Genomic DNA, 18,799 nt, shown 5'->3' with positions numbered 1-18,799 from the left:
AACAGTTTAGCTGGGGTTCTTGGTTAAAAAAAGCGCCGGGGGGCGGCTGCCCCCCACCCAAACCCTCTCCCCATAGGGGAGAGGGGATTCTCCACTGCTCGCATAAGTTTGTGGAGATGCGTTTATTTCCAGAAGTCGTCAAATACCGTAATTGGCGTGTGGCGCTTGTGCTCGGTTTTCAGATACCAGCCTTCGATAATTTTCGCGGTACCTTCATCCAGCGTTTTGCCTTCCAGATAGTCATCAATGTTGTTATAGGTAACGCCAAGGGCAGCTTCATCCGGCAGGGAAGGGCGATCGTCTTCCAGATCCGCTGTCGGTGCTTTCTTGTACAGGTGCTCAGGGCAGCCCAGCGCGGCGAGCAGCTGCTTGCCCTGTCGCTTGTTGAGACGGAAAATCGGGTTTATGTCGGTGCCGCCATCGCCGTATTTGGTGAAGAAACCGGTGATCGCTTCTGCTGCATGGTCGGTGCCTACCACAACGCCTTTGGTCATCCCGGCGATGCTGTACTGCGCTTTCATGCGCTCGCGCGCTTTCTCGTTGCCGCGCACAAAATCGCTCAACTCAATGCCCGCTTCGCGAAGCGCCTGCTCGCTTGCCAGCACCGAGCCTTTAATATTGACGGTGAGCACGCGGTCAGGCTGGATGAAGGCGATGGCATCCTGGCAGTCCTGTTCGTCCGCCTGTACGCCATAAGGCAAACGCACAGCGATAAACTGCAGCGCGTCATCGCCCGTCTCTTCGCGAAGCTCTGAAATCGCCATTTGACAGAGTTTACCGGTCAGGGTTGAGTCCTGCCCGCCGCTGATGCCCAGCACCAGGGATTTCAGGAAAGCGTTCTTTTTTAAGTACGACTTTAAAAAATCCACGCTGCGGCGGATCTCTTCATGTGCATCTATCGCAGGCTTTGCGCCCAGCGCCTGAATAATCTCTTGTTGCAGAGCCATCATGCCCTCCGTATGCAGAACATAAACAGAATGTGTTAACTGTTAAAACTAAACCTTTGGGCGGAAAACGACAAGGATCACAGTTTCGAGTGCGTTAATTTACGGCGATTTAGCAGGTTATCGTTGTTTTATTAGAATTTTCCGAAATTCGTCTGGCATAAATCACAAAGTTGAACAATAGTACTTTTTATTCCATGCTTAGATAACACGCTGATAAACAAGAGGACGGAATATGAACAAGAACGTAGCAGGAATTCTTAGCGCAGCGGCGGTACTGACGATGCTGGCAGGGTGTACGGCTTACGATCGCACCAAGGATCAGTTTACCCAGCCCGTGGTTAAAGACGTTAAAAAAGGGATGACCCGTTCGCAGGTGGCTGCAATCGCCGGCAAACCTTCTTCTGAAGTCACTATGATTCACGCGCGCGGTACGTGTCAGACCTATATCCTGGGTCAACGTGATGGTAAGGCAGAGACCTACTTCGTCGCGCTGGATGATACCGGACATGTGATTAACTCCGGCTATCAGACCTGTGCTGAATACGACACCGATCCGCAGGCACCTAAGGCGCAGTAACCCTGCTTGCCTGAAGATGTTAATAAGCCGGCCCATGGGCCGGTTTTTTTATGCATACGTAAATCTTATTTCTTTGCGCGAATTATTTGCCTGAAATGTGAAGGGAGTCAACAAGCCAGGTCAATGAGAGACAATTTAAGTCTATCCAGAATTATCCCCTGTCTGTACCATTGCGTATACTCACTCCAACGATAAACAACAGTATGCAAGCTACCTGTCTGCCGGGACAGCGAGTCGAGTGATAGCGCGACGGCAGGTAGTTCTACAAGAGGGAAATTACGATGGAAAAGAAACATATCTACCTGTTCTGCTCAGCCGGCATGTCAACCTCGCTTCTGGTGTCAAAGATGCGCGCGCAGGCTGAAAAGTATGAAGTCCCTGTGGTGATTGAAGCGTTTCCAGAGACGCTGGCGGGCGAAAAAGGCCAGAAAGCCGATGTTGTTTTACTGGGGCCGCAAATTGCCTACATGCTGCCCGAAATTCAACGACTGTTACCGAATAAACCGGTCGAGGTGATCGACTCGGGGCTGTACGGCAAGATTGATGGTTTAGGTGTACTAAAAGCTGCTGTGGCAGCCATTAAAAAAGCTGCTAATTAATTTTTATTTTTCCCGTCAAAGAGTTATTTCACACACAATTACGCCGTAACATGCGTTACGGCATTTAAGGGTATTTTCCTATGAGTAAAGTCATCGCTTCACTTGAAAAGGTACTCCTTCCTTTTGCTGTTAAAATAGGAAAGCAGCCTCACGTTAATGCCATCAAAAACGGTTTTATTAAATTAATGCCGTTGACGCTGGCCGGGGCCATGTTCGTTTTAATTAACAACGTTTTTCTTAGCTTTGGTGAAGGTTCCTTCTTTTATTCATTAGGAATTCGGTTAGACGCTTCCACTATTGAAACCCTTAATGGTTTTAAAGCCATCGGCGGCAACGTCTATAACGGTACGTTGGGTATTATGTCGCTGATGGCGCCTTTCTTTATCGGGATGGCGCTGGCTGAAGAGCGGAAAGTGGATCCGCTGGCCGCCGGGTTATTATCCGTTGCCGCGTTTATGACCGTCACGCCTTACAGCGTGGGGGAGGCGTATGCCGTCGGCGCGAACTGGCTGGGTGGCGCCAACATTATCTCCGGTATTGTTATCGGCCTGGTGGTGGCAGAAATGTTCACCTTTATTATCCGTCGCAACTGGGTCATCCGTCTGCCGGATAGCGTACCGGCCTCCGTTTCTCGTTCATTTTCCGCGTTGATCCCAGGCTTCATTATTCTCTCCATCATGGGGATTATCGCCTGGGCGCTCTCTCACTGGGGCACGAACTTCCACCAGATCATCATGGACTCTATCTCTACGCCGCTGGCGTCGATGGGTGGCGTGGTCGGTTGGGCGTATGTGATTTTCACCTCTCTGCTGTGGTTCTTCGGCGTGCATGGTTCACTGGCACTGGCCGCGCTGGACAGCGGAATTATGACCCCATGGGCACTGGAAAACGTTGCGCTTTACCAGCAGTACGGCTCCGTTGATGCGGCGCTGGCGGCAGGTAAAACCTTCCATGTGTGGGCGAAGCCGATGCTTGACTCCTATATTTTCCTGGGTGGTACCGGGGCGACCCTGGGTCTGATCATCGCGGTCTTTATTGTCTCTCGTCGCGCTGACTACCGTCAGGTGGCGAAACTGGCGCTGCCATCGGGCATCTTCCAGATTAACGAGCCGATTCTGTTCGGTCTGCCAATCATCATGAACCCGGTAATGTTTATCCCGTTCATCCTGGTGCAGCCGCTGCTGGCAGCGATCACCCTGACGGCCTATTACATGGGTATTATTCCACCGATCACCAACATTGCACCGTGGACCATGCCGGCAGGTCTGGGCGCGTTCTTTAACACCAACGGTAGCGTCGCGGCCTTCCTGCTGGCGATATTCAACCTCGGGATTGCCACCCTGCTGTACATGCCATTCGTGGCGATTGCGAACAAAGCCGCCACCATCATTGATGAAGAAGAGAGCGAAGAGGAAATTGCCCTCTCACTGAAATTCTAATATTGACCGGCGCGGGGAAGCCCGCGCCAGCCACAAGGAGCTTAAACATGTTAGATTTGGATAGTATCGTCGCAGACGAAGCCGCAGAGAACGATCTCGAAGAAGTGGTGATGGGCCTCATCATCAACTCAGGTCAGGCGCGCAGCCTGGCGTATGCCGCACTGAAGCAGGCCAAGCAGGGCGATTTCGCCGCCGCGAAAACCATGATGGAGCAGTCCCGCACGGCGCTGAACGAAGCGCACCTGGTGCAGACAAAGCTGATTGAAAGCGACCAGGGCGAAGGGAAGATGAAGGTCAGTCTGGTGCTGGTACACGCACAGGATCACCTGATGACGTCCATGCTGGCACGCGAGCTGGTGGCGGAGTTGATTGAGCTTCACGAGAAGATGCACTAAGTCGGATTGAGCAGCAGGAGGTCAGCACGATGGAAATCAAAACCGCATTTGAACAGCAACTGTTTAATGGCAAAAATTTTCACGTGGTTATCTACAACAAGACGGAGAGCGCCAGCGGTCTGCACCAGCATGACTACTATGAGTTCACGATTGTTCTGACCGGCCGCTACTACCAGGAGATCAACGGTAAGCGCGTCCTGCTAGAGCGAGGGGATTTTGTCTTCCTGCCGATGGGTTCCTATCACCAGAGCTTTTACGAATTTGGCGCGACCCGCATTCTGAACGTGGGCGTCAGCAGACGCTTCTTTGAGAAGCACTATCTGCCGCTGGTGCCGTTCTGCTTTGTGGCGTCCCAGGTATACCGTGTAAAAAACGAGTTCATGACCTGGATTGAAACGGTCATCGCCTCGCTTAACTTCCGCGACAATGAATTTGACGAGTTTATTGAAACGGTGACCTTCTACGTGATGAACCGGTTGCGGCATCACCGTGAAGAGCAGCAGGTGACGGATGATGTTCCACAGTGGCTGCGCAGCACCGTGGAACTGATGCACGATAAAGGCCAGTTCAGCGAAAATGCGCTGGAAAATATGGTATCCCTCTCGGGGAAATCCCAGGAATATCTGACCCGCGCGACGCAGCGTTATTATCGTAAAACGCCGGTGCAAATTATTAATGAAATCCGCATTAACTTTGCCAAAAAACAGCTGGAAATTACCAACTATTCTGTCACCGATATTGCGTATGAGTCAGGATACAGCAGTCCCAGTCTGTTTATTAAAACTTTTAAAAAATTGACGTCATTCACACCGAACAGCTACCGGAAGAATTTAACGGTAATTAATTAACTTTCGGCGGGTCACCCGCCACAAATATTGCTTTAATGGCTTGCCCAAATAGCGGGAAGAGTACGCTATACCTTGCAGGCGATTAACCTGATACGCTAAGGGAGATATTATGCAAAAGAAATTAAAAGTCGTAACCATTGGCGGCGGCAGCAGCTATACCCCGGAATTACTTGAAGGCTTTTTAAAACGCTATCACGAATTACCGGTCAGCGAATTATGGCTGGTGGATGTTGAGGAAGGTCAGGAGAAGCTGGATATTATTTTTGACCTGTGCAAGCGCATGGTTGAGAAAGCGGGCGTGCCTATGACCGTGCATAAATCCCTCGATCGTCGCCTGGCGCTGAAAGATGCGGATTTCGTCACTACCCAGCTGCGCGTCGGCCAACTGAAAGCGCGCGAGCTGGACGAGCGTATTCCGCTGAGCCACGGCTACCTGGGGCAGGAGACCAACGGCGCGGGCGGCCTGTTCAAAGGCCTGCGTACCATTCCGGTGATTTTCGACATCGTAAAAGATGTGCAAGAGGTCTGCCCGAACGCGTGGGTGATTAACTTCACTAACCCGGCCGGAATGGTGACCGAGGCGGTTTATCGTCATACCAGTTTCAAACGCTTTATCGGCGTCTGCAATATCCCGATCGGCATGAAGATGTTTATCCGCGACGTGCTGGAGCTGACCGACAGTGACGATCTCTCTATCGACCTGTTCGGCCTGAACCACATGGTGTTCATTAAGGACGTCATCGTGAACGGAAAATCGCGCTTTGCCGAGCTGCTCGACGGCGTGGCTTCCGGTCGCCTGACCGCGGCCTCCGTGAAGAACATCTTTGACCTGCCGTTCAGCGAAGGGCTTATCCGCTCGCTGAATCTGCTGCCGTGCTCGTACCTGCTTTACTACTTCAAGCAGAAAGAGATGCTGGCCATCGAAATGGGCGAGTACTATAAGGGCGGCGCGCGCGCGCAGATCGTTCAGAAAGTTGAGAAGCAGCTGTTCGATTTGTATAAAGATCCGAACCTGAACGTTAAACCGAAAGCGCTGGAGCAGCGGGGCGGGGCCTATTACTCTGATGCGGCGTGTGAAGTGATCAACGCCATCTACAACGACAAGCAGGCGGAGCACTATGTCAACGTGCCGCATCACGGCCATATCGACAATATCCCGGCTGACTGGGCGGTTGAGATGACCTGCATCCTGGGACGCGATGGCGCTAAACCGCATCCACGTATCACCCACTTCGATGATAAGGTCATGGGCCTGATCCACACCATCAAAGGCTTTGAAGTGGCGGCAAGCAATGCGGCGCTGAGCGGCGAGCTCAATGACGTGCTTCTGGCGCTGAACCTTAGCCCGCTGGTGCATTCCGACCGCGATGCGGAGCAGCTGGCCAGCGAGATGATCCTGGCGCATGAAAAATGGTTGCCGAACTTTGCCGCCACGATCGAGAAGCTGAAGTTCAAACACCACTGAGAGGACGCACAATGGAAAACCTGCTGATCGTTAATGCTGATGACTTTGGCCTCTCTAAAGGTCAGAACTACGGCATTATTGAAGCCTGTCGTCGGGGGGTTGTAACCTCTACCACGGCACTGGTGAATGGTGAGGCGGTTGAACACGCGGCGCAGCTGAGCCGCGAGGTGCCGGAGCTGGGCGTCGGCATGCATTTTGTGCTGACGCTCGGGATGCCGCTTTCGCCAATGCCGGGCCTGACGCGCGACGGCCTGCTGGGCAAATGGATTTGGGAGCTGGCGGAGCAGGACGCTCTGCCGCTCGAAGAGATTGCCCGTGAGCTGGACTGCCAGTACAACCGCTTTGTTGATCTGTTTGGCAAGGCGCCGACGCATATTGACAGCCACCATCATGCGCACATGATCCCGGCGATTTTCCCGATCGTTGCGGCGTTTGCCCAACGCAAAGGCGTGGCGATGCGCGTGGATCGTGAGGTGCGGGGCGTGCAGGACTGCGCCGTGGCAACCACTGAGGGGTTCAGCAGTGCCTTTTACGGCGATGAGATCGACGAAGGGCTGTTCCTGAAGGTGCTGGAAGATTCCGCCGCCAGGGGGGAACGGTCGTTGGAAGTTATGGCGCATCCTGCTTTTGTCGATAACACAGTGCGGAAAAGCGCCTACTGCTGGCCGCGCCTCGCTGAGCTGGACGTGCTAACGTCGGCGTCGCTGAAGTATGCGATTGCCGAGCGTGGGTATCGTCTGGGGACGTTTGGGGATCTGTGAGAAATTCCCCCTCACCCTAACCCTCTCCCCAAAGGGGCGAGGGAACCGGGCGGTGCTGTCTGTAATGCGAGCACAGGTCTGCATTTCTCCCTCTCCCTTTCAGGGGTGTACGGTCCGGGGACATGGTGAACACTTTTTAACATCCTTTATCCAAAGGGGCGAGGGAACCGGGCGGTGCTGCCTGTAATACGAGCACAGGTCTGCATTTCTCCCTCTCCCTTTCAGGGTGTACGGTTCGGGGACATAGTGAACACTTTTTAACATCCTTTATCCAAAGGGGCGAGGGAACCGGGCGGTGCTGTCTGTAATGCGAGCACAGGTCTGCATTTCACCCTCTCCCTTTCAGGGGTGTACGGTTCGGGGACATGGTGAACACTTTTTAACATCCTTTATCCAAAGGGGCGAGGGAACCGGGCGGTGCTGCCTGTAATACGAGCACAGGTCTGCATTTCACCCTCTCCCTTTCAGGGAGAGGGCCGGGGTGAGGGTATTTTTAGGCCGGTATCTGGTCAATCTTACTGCTGCGTGACCAGACGCGGTGCGCGGCGAGCAGGTCAAACAGCTTCGTCATAAAGGCATCGTCCACGTTATCGCCCTCGACAATGCCATCCTCACCTTGATCGGCAACCTTCAGCTGCGCCTTAAACTGTCGCGCGTCGCCGGACAGCGCGATCGGTTTCAGGTGCTTATAGGCTTCCAGCAGATAATACACGGCGTCACCGTTGTTCAGTAGGCTGTCAATATCCCCGCACGGCACAATCACTGCATCGACGGTCAGCGATGGTGCCCCGGCAAAGGTCGCCGCCACCGGCAGCACGGAGCCGTCATCGGCGGTCACTTCCCTCATGCGGGAATAAAGCAGTTTCGCATGCACGCCCTGGGTTTTCAGCGCCTGCATGATCCCCAGCACGTCGCTGGCGCGGGTTTTATCGTTCAGCAGGATGGCGACCACGCGGCCTTTAATCGAGCCTCCAGGCACCGCATACAGGCTCAACGACGGATCTTTCTTCACGCCGTTAACCTCTTTCGGCGGAGCAAGGTTGCGCTGCTCGTCCGTTAGCGTAATGCCCAGGTTATCCGCCACGCTCTGGGCAAGCTGAATATCAATATGTGCCAGCTGATCGACCACCCGCTCGCGGATATAGGTGCGCACCACTTTGCTGAGCTCGAAGCTAAAGCCGCCGATGATGTGCTGTTGCTCAATCGGCGTCTGGCTGTTCCAGAACAGGCGAGGGTGGGCGTAATACTCGCCGAACGAAGGGCTACGCTCGCGAATTTTGTTGCCGTCGATACGTTCCTGATAAGATTCGAATCCGCCGCGTTTCGGCCCCGGCGGGGTTTCTCGCGGCCAGTTATCGTTGATGGAGTTCGGCTCATAGTTCGCCGGGTTGGTATCAATATCCTGACGGTGCATCCCGTCGCGCTGGAAGTTATGGTACGGGCAGGTTGGGCGGTTAATCGGTATCTCGTGGAAGTTCGGCCCGCCAAGACGGCTAATCTGCGTATCGGTATACGAGAACAGACGGCCCTGTAACAGCGGATCGTTGGTGAAATCCAGCCCCGGTACGATATGGCCCGGGTGGAACGCGGCCTGCTCGTTTTCGGCAAAGAAATTATCCGGGTTGCGGTTGAGCACCATTTTCCCCACCAGCTGTACCGGCACCAGCTCCTCAGGAATGAGTTTGGTCGGGTCAAGCAGGTCGAAATCGAACTTAAACTCGTCCTCTTCCGGAATAAGCTGCAGGCCCAGTTCGTACTCCGGGAAGTCGCCCGCTTCAATCGATTCCCACAGCTCGCGACGATGGAAGTCCGGATCGCGCCCGGTGAGCTTCTGTGCTTCATCCCACACCAGCGAGGCTTTGCCCGCTACCGGCTTCCAGTGGAAGCGCACAAACGTGGCTTTACCTTCCGCATTGATCATGCGGAAAGTATGAATACCGAACCCTTCCATCGTGCGATAGCTGCGCGGAATGCCCCGGTCGGACATCGCCCACATCACGTTGTGTAAGGTTTCAGGCTGCAGGGAGACATAGTCCCAGAAGGTATCGTGCGCGCTTTGGCCCTGGGGTATGGCCCAGTGGGGCTCCGGTTTTACCGCATGGACAAAGTCAGGAAATTTATGCGCATCCTGAATGAAAAACACCGGGGTATTGTTGCCCACCAGATCGAAAATACCCTCTTCGGTATAAAACTTAGTGGCAAAGCCGCGGATATCTCGGACCGTGTCTGCCGAACCTGCGCCGCCCTGCACGGTGGAGAAACGCACAAATACCGGGGTGATTTTATCCGGGTCAGAAAGGAAATCCGCTTTGGTGATCGCTTTCAGGCTCTTATAGGGCTGGAAGTAGCCGTGTGCAGCCGAGCCGCGCGCGTGAACGATGCGTTCAGGAATGCGCTCGTGGTCAAAATGGGTAATTTTTTCCCGCAGGATGAAATCTTCCAGCAGGGTTGGCCCGCGCGCGCCTGCGCGAAGGGAGTTTTGATCGTCAGCAATCCGCACGCCCTGATTGGTGGTGAGCGCAAAACCTTCGCTGCCTTTGCGGTGCGGCTCAAGCGATTTCAGCTTCTCGTTTCCAGTATCCGGCGATTTCATGCTTCCCGGCGCGGTTGGCTGTTCGCCAGGGGCTGAAGGGCCAGGCGAGGGGCGGTGAGAGCCGTCAGCAGGGGCGAGAGAGTCCATACCCGGTTGAGATTCTTCAGTGCCATGAATCGGTGATTGATGTGTTTTATCTTTGTTCGACATTGCACGCTTCTCCTTTATCCATTGCTAAAAACCCTATTAAGGATAGAACAATGTCGTGAAATGGCTCGCGAACTAAGAGTTTTCACATCACGCCATTAACGAAAGGAGCCATCTCACCCACTCGGAGCGCGACGTAAGGTAGCAGGATCGGCTATCATAGAATTTTCCTGCTTCAAGAATTTGCTTTAGTGAATCCGTCGCTTATGAAACCTCTTCGTCAACAAAACCGCCAGGTTATTAGCTATGTGCCCCGCGTTGAGCCCGCGCCGCCTGACCATGCCCTGAAAGTGGATGGTTTTCGTGATGTCTGGCTGCTTCGCGGTAAATATGTGGCTTTTGTCCTGATGGGTGAACATTTCCGGCGGTCGCCGGCGTTTTCCGTGCCGGAGTCAGCCCAGCGATGGGCGACGCAAATCCGCCAGGATGAAGAGGTTGAAGAATAACAGCCATAAAAAAACCGCCATCAGGCGGTTTTTTTATTTCTACCGTGATTAACGGTGCGCCAGCTCGGCGTCGTCTTCACTTTCCAGAATGGCTTTGTCGGTCTGCTTCAGCCACTGGCTGGTCAGCGTACCGGCGGTCATGGAACCGCTCACGTTCAGCGCGGTACGGCCCATGTCAATCAGCGGTTCAACGGAGATCAGCAGGGCGACCAGCGTCACGGGCAGGCCCAGCGCGGGCAGCACAATCAGCGCGGCGAAGGTTGCGCCACCGCCAACACCTGCAACGCCTGCGGAGCTGATGGTAACAATCCCGACCAGCGTGGCGATCCAGACCGGATCCAGCGGGTTGATACCCACGGTCGGGGCAACCATCACTGCCAGCATCGCCGGGTAGAGCCCCGCACAGCCGTTTTGACCAATTGTGGCACCAAAGGAGGCAGAGAAGCTGGCGATGGATTCCGGCACGCCCAGACGACGGGTCTGCGCTTCAACGTTCAGCGGAATAGACGCGGCGCTGGAACGGCTGGTGAAGGCGAAGGTCAGTACCGGCCAGACTTTGCGGAAGTATTTCAGCGGGCTGACGCCGTTTACGCCGAGCAGGATACCGTGCACCACGAACATAATGCCCAGACCCAGATAAGAGGCGACAACGAAGCTGCCCAGCTTAATGATGTCCTGCAGGTTAGAGCCGGCTACCACTTTGGTCATCAGCGCCAGAACACCGTATGGCGTCAGCTGCATGACCAGACGGACCAGCTTCATCACCCAGCTTTGCAGGGTATCAATAGCGGTCAGCACGCGTTCGCCTTTCGGCGCATCGTCTTTCAGCAGCTTAAGCGCCGCCACACCCAGGAAAGCCGCGAAGATCACCACGCTGATAATAGAGGTTGGGCTTGCACCGGTCAGGTCAGCAAACGGGTTCTTCGGAATGAAGGAGAGCACCATCTGCGGAACCGTCAGGTCAGCCACTTTACCCACGTAGTTAGTTTGAATGGCGGTCAGACGCGCCGTTTCAGCGGTACCCTGAACCAGACCTTCGGCGGTCAGGCCAAACAGGTTGGTAACCAGCACCCCCACCAGCGCGGCAATCAACGTGGTGAAGAGCAGCGTACCAATCGTCAGAAAGCTGATTTTACCCAGCTGGGTCGCGTTGTGCAGGCGGGCAACGGCGCTCAGAATAGAGGCGAACACCAGCGGCATAACGATCATCTGCAGCAGCTGGACGTAGCCGTTACCGACAATGTTGAACCACTGGATGGACTCTTTCAGTACCGGGCTATCGGAGCCGTAGACGGCGTGTAAGGCCAGACCAAACGCCACACCCATGACCAGGCCCACCAGCACTTTTTTCGCCAGGCTCCACTGTTTGTGGCGCGCCTGCGCGAGAAGCAATAGTAATACGACGAACACGACTATGTTCGCGATGAGTGGAAAATTCATCCCCGTTCTCCTGATTTATTATGTGGGATCGGTTTTTCCCGATCCTGTTGGCGGAAGGTTAGCAGAAGTGTGATGTGGCGCTTATATCCAAATGGAATGGTTTATGACAAATGGAATGATTTTGTTGGTTTACTGTTCAATCTGATGATGAATAAAACGATTGAACTGAAATTGCAGCGAATTGATCATCTGGGAAGACCAGCGCACTGCACTGTTTTCGGGCAAGGTTTGCGGCATCCAGACGGCGTACGCGAACAGCGCCATGCACAGCACGCGTTCAAGCTGGTTCCCTTTCTGCGGCGCAAGGATCGGAAAACGAAAACGCCAGCGGCAGGGCCACAGCAGCGGCACGCCTGCAGGCGTCAGCATATCGGCGAGGATATGGCTTAAATAACCCAGCACCATCCCCTGGATGGCATCGCCCGGCACTATCCAGCTTTCTGGGACTTTTAAATAGAAAAGCGTTAGCAGGCCAAACACGGCCAGCAGACTGTGGGTAAACCCGCGGTGGCCGAACGCGCGGGCGATGGGCTTAGACACCCACTTCAGCCGCTGCCCGAGGAAGGATTTCGGGTGGTCAATATCGGGCAGCAGGCAGGTTAATACGGCGGAAGGGACAATATGCCACCAGTCTCCCTGTGCAAGCACGGGAGTGAGCTCTGCGTTTTTGGCAAATACTGCGCACGCAATTGAAAAAAGCAGGTGGCCTTCCGCCGTCATGATAAAACCCACGAAACTGTCAATTTATACAGTATAGGGTTTTTATACAGTGGGCGAAAGAGGTGACGGTGTAACTGTTTGTCACAAACGCCCGTCAGCGCGCCAGCCACCCGCCGTCGACGGCTAAGGTGTGGCCATTTACGTAATCCGAGGCGGAAGAGGCCAAAAAGACGACCGGTCCCTGAAGGTCGTCCGGTGTTCCCCAGCGACCCGCCGGAATGCGCGCAAGGATCTCGGCATTGCGTTGTTCGTCCGCGCGCAGCTGCTGCGTGTTGTTCGTCGCCATGTAGCCCGGCGCGATGGCATTCACGTTGATGCCATGTACCGCCCACTCATTCGCCAGCAGGCGCGTTATCCCCAGTACGCCGCTTTTCGAGGCGGTATACGACGGTACGCGAATGCCGCCCTGGAACGAGAGCATAGAGGCGATATTGATAATTTTGCCGCCCTGGCCCTGGGCGATAAACTGTTTAGCGACCGCCTGCGAGAGGAAAAAGAGCGATTTGAGATTCAGATTCATCACCTCATCCCAGTCCTTTTCACTGAACGCCAGAGCATCCTCCCGGCGAATCGTCCCGGCATTGTTCACCAGAATATCGACCTGCCCCATCTCCGCCACGGCGGTATCCACGACGTGCTGAAGGCTTTCCTGATGGCTCAGATCGGCCCGAATAGCTAAAAAACGTCTTCCCAGGGCGGTGACGGAGCTGGCCGTTTTCTCTGGATCTTTGCGATTTACCCCAACGATATCGCAGCCTGCCTGCGCCAGCGCAATAGCCATGCCTTGTCCCAGCCCGGTATCGCACCCGGTGATGAGGGCCACTTTGCCTGAAAGAGTAAAGGTGTCCAGTATCATACGCGCCTCAGAAGCTGGTTATCGTCGTTCTGACGTTAAAGATAGGAGGCAGGAATGAGAAAAGCAAATAAAATGAAACAGTGTTTTGTTTTCAGGCAGCATGATGCTGCCTGAAGGGGGGCGTTACTCGCCGCGCAGGTGTTGCATCGTCAGTTCAGCCAGCGAATTGAGTTTTACGTCGGCAAGAGCAAACCGGGGATCGTGGCGGTTTTCTTCAGCAGGAACCACAATGGAGCGCATACGCGCAGCTTTGGAGGCCACCATGCCGTTAACGGAATCTTCCAGCGCGACGCAGGTAAGCGGATCAAGACCCAGCTTCGCGGCGCAGTCCATATAGACCTGCGGATGCGGCTTGCTGTAGGGCAATTTTTCCGCAGACGCCAGGGCGTCAAAACTGTCTCGCAGCTCAAACATGATCAGCACTTTTTCCAGCATATGCAGCGGTGAAGCAGAAGCCAGGCCAACCTTCAGCCCCTGAGACTTGCACAGCGCGACAGCGTCACGTACGCCGGGCAAGAGCGGCTTGGTCTCCTCCACCAGCGCGATGGCGCGGCTGATAATGCGCGCGGTGACTTCGTCACGATTGGGCCCAACCCACGGCTGTTGGGCGTACCAAAGGTCAACGACCATATCAATGCGCAGGCCCAGCGTGTCGGGAAGTTCATTACGGCGGCTGATATCAACGCCCAGGCTGGCCATCACGTCCAGCTCGGCGCGATCCCACAACGGCTCGGAATCAATCAGTAATCCATCCATGTCAAAAATAGCGGCAAGTATCTGGCGCGGTGTCGACATCACAACGTCTCCTTATCCAGGGTGTTCGACAGACGATAAGTGCTAAGCACAGTCTGCAATTTAGCATATTGCTTTCAAAGAGCGGGCGAAATTGATGTCCAGCAGGTAGACTTAGGCACACATAACGCGTCTTTATGAAGAGGAACTGATGACGTATCAACAAGCTGGACGCATTGCTGTCTTAAAACGTATTGCAGGCTGGGTGATTTTTATACCCGCCGTCATTTCTACGCTGATCTCCGTGCTGAAGTTTATGTACGATCACAGCGAAAAACAGCCGGGCATTAATGCGGTAATGCTTGATTTTGCACATGTCATGATTGAGATGGTGCGGTTTAACACCCCGTTCCTGAACGTCTTCTGGTTCAACTCGCCAACGCCGGACTTTCACCAGCAGCTGAATATTGGTTTCTGGATTATCTATGCGCTGATTTTTATTGCGATGGCGCTACAGGCATCAGGTGCACGAATGAGCCGCCAGACCCGTTTTTTACGCGAAGGGGTGGAAGATCAGCTTATCCTCGAGAAGGCGAAAGGCCCTGAAGGAATGAGCCGGGAGCAGATTGAATCCCGCATTGTGGTGCCTCGTCACACCATTTTCCTGCAAATTTTCCCGCTCTATATCCTACCGGTTATTATCATCGTGGCGGGATACTTCTTCTTCTCACTGCTCGGTTTTCTGTAACAGATAAGGGTGGCGGCAAGGCCACCCGTTTTGTCTTTATACCGCAAGCACGCGTTCAAGCGCACGCTGGGCGTTGACCAGATGTTGCCCGCCAAAAAGAATGGCTCGGTTCATCAGCGTATAGAGCTGGTACACGGGCTGGCGCTCAAGGAAGTCCGGCGGCAGGGGGGAGACAGACTGATAGCCATCGTATATTTGCGGCGGCTGTTCGGGATGCAGGGGCAACATGGCCAGATCGCACTCTCTGTCACCCCAGTAGCAGGCCGGGTCAAAGATATACGGGCCGTTGGGGCCCAGCGCGCAGTTATCGGACCATAGATCGCCGTGCAGCAGAGAAGCCTGAGGCTGGTGGGAAGCCAGGCGCTGTTGCACATGCTCGACGATGGCATCAATGTTGCCAAATTCCAGCCCTTTTTCAGCGGCCAGCTCAAGCTGCCATCCGATGCGCTGCTCGGCAAAGAATGTTGCCCAGCGGCGCTGCCAGGCATTGGGCTGCGGCGTGGTGGAAAGGTCATTGTCAAAGTCGAGGCCAAACTGGGGCTGGTCGCTCCACTGGTGCAGACGCGCTAACTGTTGCCCGAGAATAAAGGCATTATGGGCATCCAACGGACGGGCAGGGAGATAGTCCATCACCAGAAAGCTGTAGTCCCGGTCGCTACCCACGGCCAGTACCTCAGGTACCGTCACCGTTTTACTGCGGGACAACAGTTCAAGCTGATCGGCTTCAGCGGTAAAGATCGGGAGCAGCTCTCGCTCGTCGCATTTAACGAACAGATCGCGTCCTGCGTAGCGTAAATGCCACGCGGCGTGAATTTCACCGCCCGGCAGCTCGTTACGCAGTTCAATTTCACCTTCACCCAATTGCTCATGTAAAAGATGACTGATAGCCTGCCACATGTTGACTCTCCCATGTTGTCTGCCAGATCATAAAGTTAGCGCATAATTGCGGTAAAAAAATACGAACTAACGCACACCTGAGCGGTTTAATTTCATGCAGGGCACTTATTATTCTTTTTTCTGCCAGCGCTCCCACGTTTCCACGGTAATGTCGGCAGGCTTGTCGGTCACACTTTCCACCAGACTGGCGGCCAGCGCATGCACCTCTTCTTCACTCAGGGCAGCGATCAGGCCAAACGCCAGGGTGCCTAAATCATGAATATGACCTTCGTCATCCGTCAGCGTGAGCAGGAAGTTCGCCCGTGTAAAGGCGTTGTTGAGCTCATTAAGCTCGGTCAGCGATGCTTCATGAAGGCTGATGGTCACGACGTAGCGGGTGATATCACCACTGCTCATAATTCACCTCGTTGTTATCCTGAAAGTTTTTTTAGCATAGTCGATACGCCATATTTGGCGACTTCGACGTGTATCCCCCTCCGTCAGGAAGGGGAATAGCGGTCAGCTTCGTGACAGGTAATCGACGATTTTCTGCGTATCGGCAAGCGAACACAGGCGCGTTCCCTGATTGATGGTGGCGGCACTCCCCGCTGCGACACCATAACGGGTCATCTCCAGAAGTGACGCGCCCTGTGCCAGCTTCAGCGCCATCGCGCCCACCATACTGTCACCTGCGCCGACGGTGCTCTGGCTCTTCATTGGGGGCGGCACAACCTGCACAAATCCCGTCTTGTCGACGGCCAGCGCACCCTGAGGACCGAGAGAGACGACAACGCGGTGCGCTTTGCCGCTGCGAACCAGCTCTTCTGCGGCAGTACGCACGTCATCCGGCTGGCTAAGTTCGCGATTAACAAGCGCACTGAGCTCTTTCTGGTTAGGCTTAACGAGCTCAAGCTGTCCGGGTTCCAATGCTGCCTGCAGGGCTTCGCCTGAGCTGTCGACAATGCAGCGGATGCCGCGCTGAAGTACGGCCTCAACCAGCGCGGTCAGCTTTTCTGTTCTGACGCCCGGCGGCAGGCTACCGCTGATGACCAGCAGCGAGCCGCTTTCAATAGTCAACACCTTCTCTTCCAGTTGACGAAACTCATCATCGCTCAGCCTGGCGCCCGGCATAACGAAGCGATACTGTTCACCGCTGGACTCAACGTGGACATGCAGGTTCTGCCGGGTCCAGTCTTTGGCGTCGACGGTATCCACGGCAACCTGTTCATCGGCCAGCAAGGTAACAAGATGCTCCCCCGTGGCGCCACCGGCCGGGAATATGGCCGTTGCTTTACCGCCGAGGTGAGTAATCGCGCGCGCCACGTTAATCCCGCCGCCTCCCGGCTCAAATACGGGTGCGCTACAGCGTAGTTTACCTTCCGGGTAAATTTGCGGCGTTATGGTCGCGGAGTCGAGGGAAGGGGAGAGCGTCAGCGTATAAATTGAAGCCATCATAACCTCCTTTTAGCATGGGTTCTTTTAAGCCTGGCACCGATCGACAGGAAGGCAATGTAAATAACAGTATGATTTTAAAAATGAATGCTGACATAAATGCGATGAGGGATATATAAAATAAAACGCGTTTTGAGATCGTTCTTATTCAAAAAATGAAATAAGAAAATATTGCTATGTTATTTGCGCCTTTTTATAATTTGTTACCTTTCTCTGGACGCCTTGTCATTGATCCTCAAGAAAGTTTCCGAGACCGTGGTGGTCTCTTTTTTTGTTGTACGGACTCCTTAAATAAAATGAAGCTTTTGAAGACAGTACCCGCAGCACTGATGCTGGCGGGTGGCGTTTTTGCATCACTGAATGCAGCCGCCGATGACACCGTTTTTACTGTCATGGACGATCCCTCCACTGCCAAAAAACCGTTTGAAGGTAACCTTAACGCCGGGTATCTCGCGCAATCGGGTAATACGAAAAGCTCTTCTCTGACGGCGGACAGCACCCTGACCTGGTACGGCAATACCACTGCATGGTCGCTGTGGGGAAATGCCAGCAACACGTCCGCTAACGATGAACGCTCATCCGAGAAATACGCGGTAGGTGGACGTAGCCGTTACAACATGACCGACTATGACTACATCTTTGGTCAGGCTAGTTGGTTAACCGACCGCTTCAACGGCTATCGCCAGCGCGATGTGTTCACCGCCGGTTATGGTCGTCAGTTCCTGAATGGACCGGTACACAGCCTCCGTTTCGAATTCGGTCCTGGTGTCCGCTATGACGAGTACACCAATGGCGAAAATGAAACCCAGCCGCTGGGTTATGCTTCTGGCACGTATGCCTGGCAGATGACCGACAACACCAAATTTACGCAGGGTGTTTCTGTGTTTGGTGCCGAGGATACGACGCTGAACTCCGAAAGTGCTTTGAACGTGGCTATCAATGAACACTTTGGTTTGAAATTGGCCTACAACGTGACCTGGAACTCTTCGCCGCCAGAAACGGCACCGGATCATACCGATCGCAGAACCACGATTTCGCTGGGCTATAAAATGTAATCATAGCGGGCCGATGATGGTGTCGGCCCGTTTTCATTATTATGGTTAACCCGCGCCAATAAATTCTCTTCACGCGCAACGGCATTTATTTTATTTGGACAGCTAAAGTTGTATTTAGCCCCAAATCATTGCCGCCCACCGAAATAACAGCATTGCGCCGCAGATGGCAACCAGCACCAGCACCATTTTCCAGTGTTTTACGGCAAATCGTTTTGTTGGCATAACCTAATCCTTGTTCGTTGATACGCATAGTCTATCAAACGGGGCTAAAAGATGCGCCTTCCCGGGAGCGATCGGGTTATGCCAACGAGGGTTCGGCTCAGAACCAGTGGAATCGTTCGGCGAGAATCAGCAATAAACCTGTTGCGGAAAGGACGTTCAAAATCACAACCGTTCTACTGGATACATTCATGGTATGCACCTGTTGATTTAAAGGCATGTTCAAGAGTAGCCCAGCATGTCTGAAATGCGAGCGCCGGAGAGATGCAGCCTGCAAATTCGCGCGAAATGCCAGCCTATCAATCTGGCTGCAGAGGGTGCAATCTCCTTGCTGATAGTGTTAACATTACGTCGCTTGCCGTAAATCCGCATTAATCTGAATTCGGCAGGTGTATGATGACGAACCAATTTGACGATTGTTGGTCAGATGGTGTCGTAATCTATTGTCAAATCACGATTATTTTCTTTGTATATGCTCTTATGT

Annotated in this window: 21 protein-coding genes; 10 read left to right on the top strand and 11 right to left on the bottom strand. The window is 54.0% G+C overall.

Features of this window, described 5'->3' with window-relative positions:
- Positions 1-122: 122 nt before the first annotated feature.
- Entirely contained in the window at positions 123-947 is an 825-nt protein-coding gene (gene nadE, locus URZ40_RS09560) for an ammonia-dependent NAD(+) synthetase (RefSeq protein WP_320720447.1), read from the bottom strand.
- Positions 948-1,179: 232 nt separating this feature from the next.
- Here nadE and osmE point away from each other — a divergent pair, with 232 nt between their 5' ends.
- From osmE to chbG, 7 genes are all read left to right on the top strand, one after another.
- Complete coding sequence (gene osmE, locus URZ40_RS09555) at positions 1,180-1,524, top strand: osmotically-inducible lipoprotein OsmE (RefSeq protein WP_003857836.1); 345 nt, start codon at positions 1,180-1,182, stop codon at positions 1,522-1,524.
- A gap of 281 nt (positions 1,525-1,805) precedes the next feature.
- Positions 1,806-2,123 carry a PTS N,N'-diacetylchitobiose transporter subunit IIB gene (gene chbB / locus URZ40_RS09550; protein WP_014883474.1) on the top strand — a complete coding sequence of 106 codons (318 nt, stop codon included), beginning with the start codon at positions 1,806-1,808 and terminating at the stop codon, positions 2,121-2,123.
- Between the two features lie 80 nt (positions 2,124-2,203).
- Positions 2,204-3,562 carry a PTS N,N'-diacetylchitobiose transporter subunit IIC gene (gene chbC, locus URZ40_RS09545; RefSeq protein ID WP_028012799.1) on the top strand — a complete coding sequence of 453 codons (1,359 nt, stop codon included), beginning with the start codon at positions 2,204-2,206 and terminating at the stop codon, positions 3,560-3,562.
- A 47-nt stretch (positions 3,563-3,609) separates the two neighbouring features.
- On the top strand, positions 3,610-3,957 hold the full coding sequence (gene chbA, locus URZ40_RS09540) for a PTS N,N'-diacetylchitobiose transporter subunit IIA (RefSeq protein WP_028012800.1): 348 nt from the start codon (positions 3,610-3,612) through the stop codon (positions 3,955-3,957).
- Positions 3,958-3,962: 5 nt separating this feature from the next.
- On the top strand, positions 3,963-4,805 hold the full coding sequence (gene chbR, locus URZ40_RS09535) for a transcriptional regulator ChbR (protein ID WP_028012801.1): 843 nt from the start codon (positions 3,963-3,965) through the stop codon (positions 4,803-4,805).
- A gap of 109 nt (positions 4,806-4,914) precedes the next feature.
- Positions 4,915-6,270, top strand: a complete 1,356-nt coding sequence (locus URZ40_RS09530; RefSeq protein WP_320720442.1) for a 6-phospho-beta-glucosidase — start codon at positions 4,915-4,917, stop codon at positions 6,268-6,270.
- Positions 6,271-6,281: 11 nt separating this feature from the next.
- Complete coding sequence (gene chbG / locus URZ40_RS09525) at positions 6,282-7,031, top strand: chitin disaccharide deacetylase (protein WP_320720441.1); 750 nt, start codon at positions 6,282-6,284, stop codon at positions 7,029-7,031.
- A gap of 493 nt (positions 7,032-7,524) precedes the next feature.
- On the opposite strand, the gene katE is transcribed toward chbG, so the two are convergent.
- Positions 7,525-9,774, bottom strand: a complete 2,250-nt coding sequence (gene katE, locus URZ40_RS09520; protein ID WP_320720439.1) for a catalase HPII — start codon at positions 9,772-9,774, stop codon at positions 7,525-7,527.
- Between the two features lie 167 nt (positions 9,775-9,941).
- On the opposite strand from katE, the gene cedA reads away from it, so the two are divergent.
- The gene (gene cedA / locus URZ40_RS09515) at positions 9,942-10,217 is read left to right on the top strand and encodes a cell division activator CedA (protein WP_223239595.1); all 276 of its coding nucleotides are present in this window, start codon (positions 9,942-9,944) and stop codon (positions 10,215-10,217) included.
- A 48-nt stretch (positions 10,218-10,265) separates the two neighbouring features.
- Here cedA and tcyP read toward each other — a convergent pair whose 3' ends face one another.
- The 4 genes from tcyP to hxpB all read right to left on the bottom strand — a co-directional run bounded on the left by tcyP (position 10,266) and on the right by hxpB (position 14,028).
- Positions 10,266-11,657, bottom strand: coding sequence for a cystine/sulfocysteine:cation symporter (gene tcyP / locus URZ40_RS09510; protein WP_041910456.1), 1,392 nt, complete (start codon positions 11,655-11,657; stop codon positions 10,266-10,268).
- A gap of 129 nt (positions 11,658-11,786) precedes the next feature.
- Positions 11,787-12,377 carry a metal-dependent hydrolase gene (locus tag URZ40_RS09505; protein WP_032644865.1) on the bottom strand — a complete coding sequence of 197 codons (591 nt, stop codon included), beginning with the start codon at positions 12,375-12,377 and terminating at the stop codon, positions 11,787-11,789.
- A gap of 94 nt (positions 12,378-12,471) precedes the next feature.
- Positions 12,472-13,233, bottom strand: coding sequence for a 2-dehydro-3-deoxy-D-gluconate 5-dehydrogenase KduD (kduD, locus tag URZ40_RS09500; RefSeq protein ID WP_320720437.1), 762 nt, complete (start codon positions 13,231-13,233; stop codon positions 12,472-12,474).
- Between the two features lie 123 nt (positions 13,234-13,356).
- The gene (gene hxpB, locus URZ40_RS09495) at positions 13,357-14,028 is read right to left on the bottom strand and encodes a hexitol phosphatase HxpB (RefSeq protein WP_320720435.1); all 672 of its coding nucleotides are present in this window, start codon (positions 14,026-14,028) and stop codon (positions 13,357-13,359) included.
- A gap of 148 nt (positions 14,029-14,176) precedes the next feature.
- Between hxpB and URZ40_RS09490 the strand changes: the two genes are divergently transcribed.
- Positions 14,177-14,713 (top strand): YniB family protein, encoded by a 537-nt coding sequence (locus URZ40_RS09490; RefSeq protein ID WP_049000725.1) that lies wholly within the window; start codon positions 14,177-14,179, stop codon positions 14,711-14,713.
- A 36-nt stretch (positions 14,714-14,749) separates the two neighbouring features.
- Here URZ40_RS09490 and URZ40_RS09485 read toward each other — a convergent pair whose 3' ends face one another.
- From URZ40_RS09485 to pfkB, 3 genes are all read right to left on the bottom strand, one after another.
- Positions 14,750-15,610 carry a fructosamine kinase family protein gene (locus tag URZ40_RS09485; protein ID WP_116340514.1) on the bottom strand — a complete coding sequence of 287 codons (861 nt, stop codon included), beginning with the start codon at positions 15,608-15,610 and terminating at the stop codon, positions 14,750-14,752.
- Positions 15,611-15,718: 108 nt separating this feature from the next.
- The gene (gene ghoS / locus URZ40_RS09480) at positions 15,719-16,006 is read right to left on the bottom strand and encodes a type V toxin-antitoxin system endoribonuclease antitoxin GhoS (RefSeq protein WP_320720434.1); all 288 of its coding nucleotides are present in this window, start codon (positions 16,004-16,006) and stop codon (positions 15,719-15,721) included.
- 102 nt (positions 16,007-16,108) lie between these two features.
- Positions 16,109-17,041, bottom strand: a complete 933-nt coding sequence (gene pfkB, locus URZ40_RS09475) for a 6-phosphofructokinase II (protein ID WP_163329605.1) — start codon at positions 17,039-17,041, stop codon at positions 16,109-16,111.
- Between the two features lie 296 nt (positions 17,042-17,337).
- Here pfkB and URZ40_RS09470 point away from each other — a divergent pair, with 296 nt between their 5' ends.
- The gene (locus URZ40_RS09470) at positions 17,338-18,096 is read left to right on the top strand and encodes a YdiY family protein (RefSeq protein ID WP_028012813.1); all 759 of its coding nucleotides are present in this window, start codon (positions 17,338-17,340) and stop codon (positions 18,094-18,096) included.
- A 114-nt stretch (positions 18,097-18,210) separates the two neighbouring features.
- Here the strand turns inward: URZ40_RS09470 and yniD are convergent, their stop codons facing one another.
- Together yniD and yncL are read right to left on the bottom strand one after the other, a co-directional pair.
- Positions 18,211-18,318: a small membrane protein YniD gene (gene yniD, locus URZ40_RS09465; RefSeq protein WP_088205299.1), complete on the bottom strand. Its 108-nt coding sequence runs from the start codon at positions 18,316-18,318 to the stop codon at positions 18,211-18,213.
- 97 nt (positions 18,319-18,415) lie between these two features.
- Complete coding sequence (yncL, locus tag URZ40_RS09460) at positions 18,416-18,508, bottom strand: stress response membrane protein YncL (protein ID WP_071886547.1); 93 nt, start codon at positions 18,506-18,508, stop codon at positions 18,416-18,418.
- Positions 18,509-18,799 lie beyond the last annotated feature (291 nt).

It is taken from the genome of Enterobacter sp. 296B2, from assembly GCF_034106185.1.
GTDB classification, from domain to species: domain Bacteria; phylum Pseudomonadota; class Gammaproteobacteria; order Enterobacterales; family Enterobacteriaceae; genus Enterobacter; species Enterobacter cloacae_N.
The sequence above is the reverse complement of the archived record's forward strand: the minus strand, read 5'-3'. Positions and strand labels throughout refer to the sequence as shown.

Excerpts from the sequence above, each read along its gene's own strand:
- katE (WP_320720439.1), bottom strand. The coding sequence starts at position 9,774 with ATGTCGAACAAAGATAAAACACATCAATCACCGATTCATGGCACTGAA.
- chbG (WP_320720441.1), top strand. The coding sequence starts at position 6,282 with ATGGAAAACCTGCTGATCGTTAATGCTGATGACTTTGGCCTCTCTAAA.
- yncL (WP_071886547.1), bottom strand. The coding sequence starts at position 18,508 with ATGAATGTATCCAGTAGAACGGTTGTGATTTTGAACGTCCTTTCCGCA.
- osmE (WP_003857836.1), top strand. The coding sequence starts at position 1,180 with ATGAACAAGAACGTAGCAGGAATTCTTAGCGCAGCGGCGGTACTGACG.
- URZ40_RS09505 (WP_032644865.1), bottom strand. The coding sequence starts at position 12,377 with ATGACGGCGGAAGGCCACCTGCTTTTTTCAATTGCGTGCGCAGTATTT.
- URZ40_RS09530 (WP_320720442.1), top strand. The coding sequence starts at position 4,915 with ATGCAAAAGAAATTAAAAGTCGTAACCATTGGCGGCGGCAGCAGCTAT.
- URZ40_RS09485 (WP_116340514.1), bottom strand. The coding sequence starts at position 15,610 with ATGTGGCAGGCTATCAGTCATCTTTTACATGAGCAATTGGGTGAAGGT.
- chbC (WP_028012799.1), top strand. The coding sequence starts at position 2,204 with ATGAGTAAAGTCATCGCTTCACTTGAAAAGGTACTCCTTCCTTTTGCT.
- kduD (WP_320720437.1), bottom strand. The coding sequence starts at position 13,233 with ATGATACTGGACACCTTTACTCTTTCAGGCAAAGTGGCCCTCATCACC.
- ghoS (WP_320720434.1), bottom strand. The coding sequence starts at position 16,006 with ATGAGCAGTGGTGATATCACCCGCTACGTCGTGACCATCAGCCTTCAT.
- chbA (WP_028012800.1), top strand. The coding sequence starts at position 3,610 with ATGTTAGATTTGGATAGTATCGTCGCAGACGAAGCCGCAGAGAACGAT.
- hxpB (WP_320720435.1), bottom strand. The coding sequence starts at position 14,028 with ATGTCGACACCGCGCCAGATACTTGCCGCTATTTTTGACATGGATGGA.
- nadE (WP_320720447.1), bottom strand. The coding sequence starts at position 947 with ATGGCTCTGCAACAAGAGATTATTCAGGCGCTGGGCGCAAAGCCTGCG.
- yniD (WP_088205299.1), bottom strand. The coding sequence starts at position 18,318 with ATGCCAACAAAACGATTTGCCGTAAAACACTGGAAAATGGTGCTGGTG.
- URZ40_RS09490 (WP_049000725.1), top strand. The coding sequence starts at position 14,177 with ATGACGTATCAACAAGCTGGACGCATTGCTGTCTTAAAACGTATTGCA.
- URZ40_RS09470 (WP_028012813.1), top strand. The coding sequence starts at position 17,338 with ATGAAGCTTTTGAAGACAGTACCCGCAGCACTGATGCTGGCGGGTGGC.
- pfkB (WP_163329605.1), bottom strand. The coding sequence starts at position 17,041 with ATGGCTTCAATTTATACGCTGACGCTCTCCCCTTCCCTCGACTCCGCG.
- chbB (WP_014883474.1), top strand. The coding sequence starts at position 1,806 with ATGGAAAAGAAACATATCTACCTGTTCTGCTCAGCCGGCATGTCAACC.
- tcyP (WP_041910456.1), bottom strand. The coding sequence starts at position 11,657 with ATGAATTTTCCACTCATCGCGAACATAGTCGTGTTCGTCGTATTACTA.